The sequence below is a fragment of the Saccharomonospora halophila 8 genome, assembly GCF_000383775.1.
Taxonomy (GTDB): domain Bacteria; phylum Actinomycetota; class Actinomycetes; order Mycobacteriales; family Pseudonocardiaceae; genus Saccharomonospora; species Saccharomonospora halophila.
Genome location: NZ_KB912530.1, coordinates 30,738 through 33,487, shown reverse-complemented (window position 1 = coordinate 33,487; position 2,750 = coordinate 30,738). Strand labels below are relative to the sequence as shown.

At 72.1% G+C, this 2,750-nt stretch carries 3 protein-coding genes; 2 read left to right on the top strand and 1 reads right to left on the bottom strand.

Annotation, left to right across the window (positions count from 1 at the left end; genetic code table 11):
• Positions 1-110: 110 nt before the first annotated feature.
• A complete protein-coding gene (locus SACHA_RS0109560; RefSeq protein WP_019809220.1) occupies positions 111-944 on the bottom strand; it encodes an SDR family NAD(P)-dependent oxidoreductase in 834 nt (277 codons plus the stop codon).
• Positions 945-979: 35 nt separating this feature from the next.
• Between SACHA_RS0109560 and SACHA_RS0109555 the strand changes: the two genes are divergently transcribed.
• Together SACHA_RS0109555 and SACHA_RS21280 are read left to right on the top strand one after the other, a co-directional pair.
• Entirely contained in the window at positions 980-2,266 is a 1,287-nt protein-coding gene (locus tag SACHA_RS0109555) for a M16 family metallopeptidase (protein ID WP_019809219.1), read from the top strand.
• Positions 2,263-2,750 (top strand): insulinase family protein (locus tag SACHA_RS21280; RefSeq protein ID WP_019809218.1); only part of this gene is annotated, 488 nt, incomplete at its 3' end. The genes SACHA_RS0109555 and SACHA_RS21280, both read left to right, overlap by 4 nt.

Here is a 2,750-nt window from a genome sequence, read left to right as displayed (position 1 = left end):
CCGGCCGGGTGTGTCCGACGGCGGCGCGTCCCACGGAGTCGCCACGGACGACACCCGGCCGGGGGACCCCGGTCACCGGGACACCGCGGACGACCGGCGGCCCGGGCCGTTCACGCCTCCCGGCTGAGCGCGTCGGCGATCAGTTCGTCGGTGAGTTCGCGCAGGCGCGCCCGGGCGTTGCGCTTGTACGCCTGGGGGTGCGGTTCGGACTCCTCGGTCCCGTTGAAGAACCGGCCGGTCACCCCCTCGACCTCCTCGCCGCAGATCAGCCGCAGCGTCGCGGCGGCCCCGTCGGCGACGCTGCTCGCCGGGGTCCGCCCGGACTGGCGCACCATCGAGGTGTCCATGAACGTCGCCGGGTGCAGGGCGTTGACCGTGATACCGCTGCCGCGCAGTTCCTCCGCCAGGTCGAGGGTGAACATTACCTGGGCGAGCTTGCTGCGCATGTAGGCCGAGGCCCCGCTGTACTGCCGACGGCACTGGAGGTCGCTGAACGAGATCTCCTGTTGCCCCGCCGAGGCGACGTTGACGATGCGGGCGGGGGAACGCAGCAGCGGCAGCAGCCTGCGGGTGAGGTGGTAGCCGGCCACGTAGTTCACCGCCAGGCGGAGTTCGATACCGTCCACGCTCTCCCGCCGGACCGTCGGATCCGACCCGGTGCCGACCCCGGCGTTGTTGACCAGCACGTCGATCCGGTCGTACCGCTGCCGGGTCTCTCGGGCCAGGCGCTCGACCTGATGCAGGTCGGACAGGTCGGCCCGCACGGACTCCACCTCGGCCCCGCAGTTCGCACGGGTCTCGTCCCGCAAATCGCGCAACTTGTCCGCACTGCGGCCGTGCGCGATCACCCGGGCGCCCCGTGCCGCGAGTTCGCGCACCAGATGCCTGCCGAGGCCGTCGGTGGCGCCGGTGATGAGGATGGTCTGCTCGCTGAGTGGTCTCATACCCCTGCCTGTGAGAGTACCCGTAGGGTGTGGCCATGGCCGTCTCCGAGTTACACCGATTCACCCTCGACAACGGCCTGCGGGTCGTGCTCGCGCCGGATCCGACGGCGCCGGTCGTCGGTGTCAGCGTGCACTACGACGTGGGCTTCCGCTCCGAACCGGAGGGACGCACGGGGTTCGCGCACCTGTTCGAGCATCTGATGTTCCAGGGCAGCGAGAGTCTCGAGAAACTCGCGCACTTCCGGCACGTGCAGAGCAGCGGCGGCACGTTCAACGGATCCACCCATCCGGACTACACGGACTATTTCGAGGTGCTGCCGTCGGCGGCGCTGGAGCGCGCGTTGTTCCTCGAGGCCGACCGGATGCGCGCGCCGAAGCTGACGCGGGAGAACCTCGCCAACCAGATCGACGTGGTCAAGGAGGAGATCCGGCTCAACGTGCTGAACCGGCCCTACGGCGGGTTCCCGTGGATCCTGCTCCCTCCGGTGCTGTACTCGACGTTCCCGAACGCGCACAACGGCTACGGCGACTTCACCGACCTCGAACAGGCCACCCTCGACGACTGCGCGGCCTTCTTCGACACCTACTACGCCCCGGCGAACGCGGTGCTCACCGTGGCGGGTGACCTCGACGTCGACCGCACCCGGGATCTGGTGGACGAGCACTTCGGGGACGTACCCGCACGGGCGCGGCCGCACCGTCCCTCGTTCGCGGAACCGGCGCCGGACTCGGAGCTGCGCGCCACGCACACCGACCCGCACGCGCCGCTGCCCGCGCTGGCCGTCGGCTACCGGATGCCCGACCCGGTCAACGAGCTGGACGGCTACCTGGCCAACCTGGTGCTCGCCGGGGTGCTCACCGAGGGGGACTCCTCCCGGTTGCAGCAGCGCATGGTGCACCGGGAGCCACTGGTCACCGACATCAACGCGGGCGCGGGGCTGTTCGGCCCGTTCGAGGCGCGGGACCCGGACACGTTCTCGGTGACGGCCGTCCACGCACCGGACGTGGCCCCCGAGACGGTGCTCGGGGCCCTCGACGCGGAGCTCGGCGAGCTCGCCGCGACCCCGCCCGGGGAGTCCGAGCTGGCGAAGGTGACCGCGCGGTGGAGCGCGAACCTGCACGCCGACCACGACCGGCTGGTCTCCCGCACCCTCGCGCTGGGCTCGATGGAACTGCTCCACGGCGACGCCGCGCTGGTGTACGAGCTGCCCGAGCGGATCGCGGCCGTGACGGCGAAGCAGGTGTCCGAGGCCGCGGAGGCGCTGCGCCCCGACTCGCGCGCAGTGCTCGTGGTGGAGCCCGACCAGGGAGGTACCCAGTGAGCGCGACCGACACGACCGGTCCCCGACACCGCGACGCGGACGAGATCGGCCGTACCGCGACCGGTCCCCGCGACGTTCCGGGCCTCGGCGAACAGCGCGCCGCGGCCGACCTCGCGCACACCGACACGGTGCTGCCGAACGGGCTGCGGGTGCTGGCGGTGCGCAAGCAGACCGTGCCGATGGTGGAGATGCGGCTGACCATCCCGTTCGCCGGGGACGACCCGCGGCACCCCGCCACGGCGGAGGTGCTCGCGGAGACGCTGCTGACCGGCACCCGGCGCCGCGACCGGGTGGCCATCGACACCGACCTGGCGCTGATCGGCGGCGAACTCGGCCCGATGGTCGACCCGGAGCACCTCGGGCTCTCCGGCAGCGCCCTGGCCTCGGGCCTGCCCACGCTGCTCGACGTGCTGGCCGACGTGCTCACCGAGGCGTCCCACCCGGACGCCGAGGTCGCCCGGGAGGCCGACCGCATCGCCGAGCG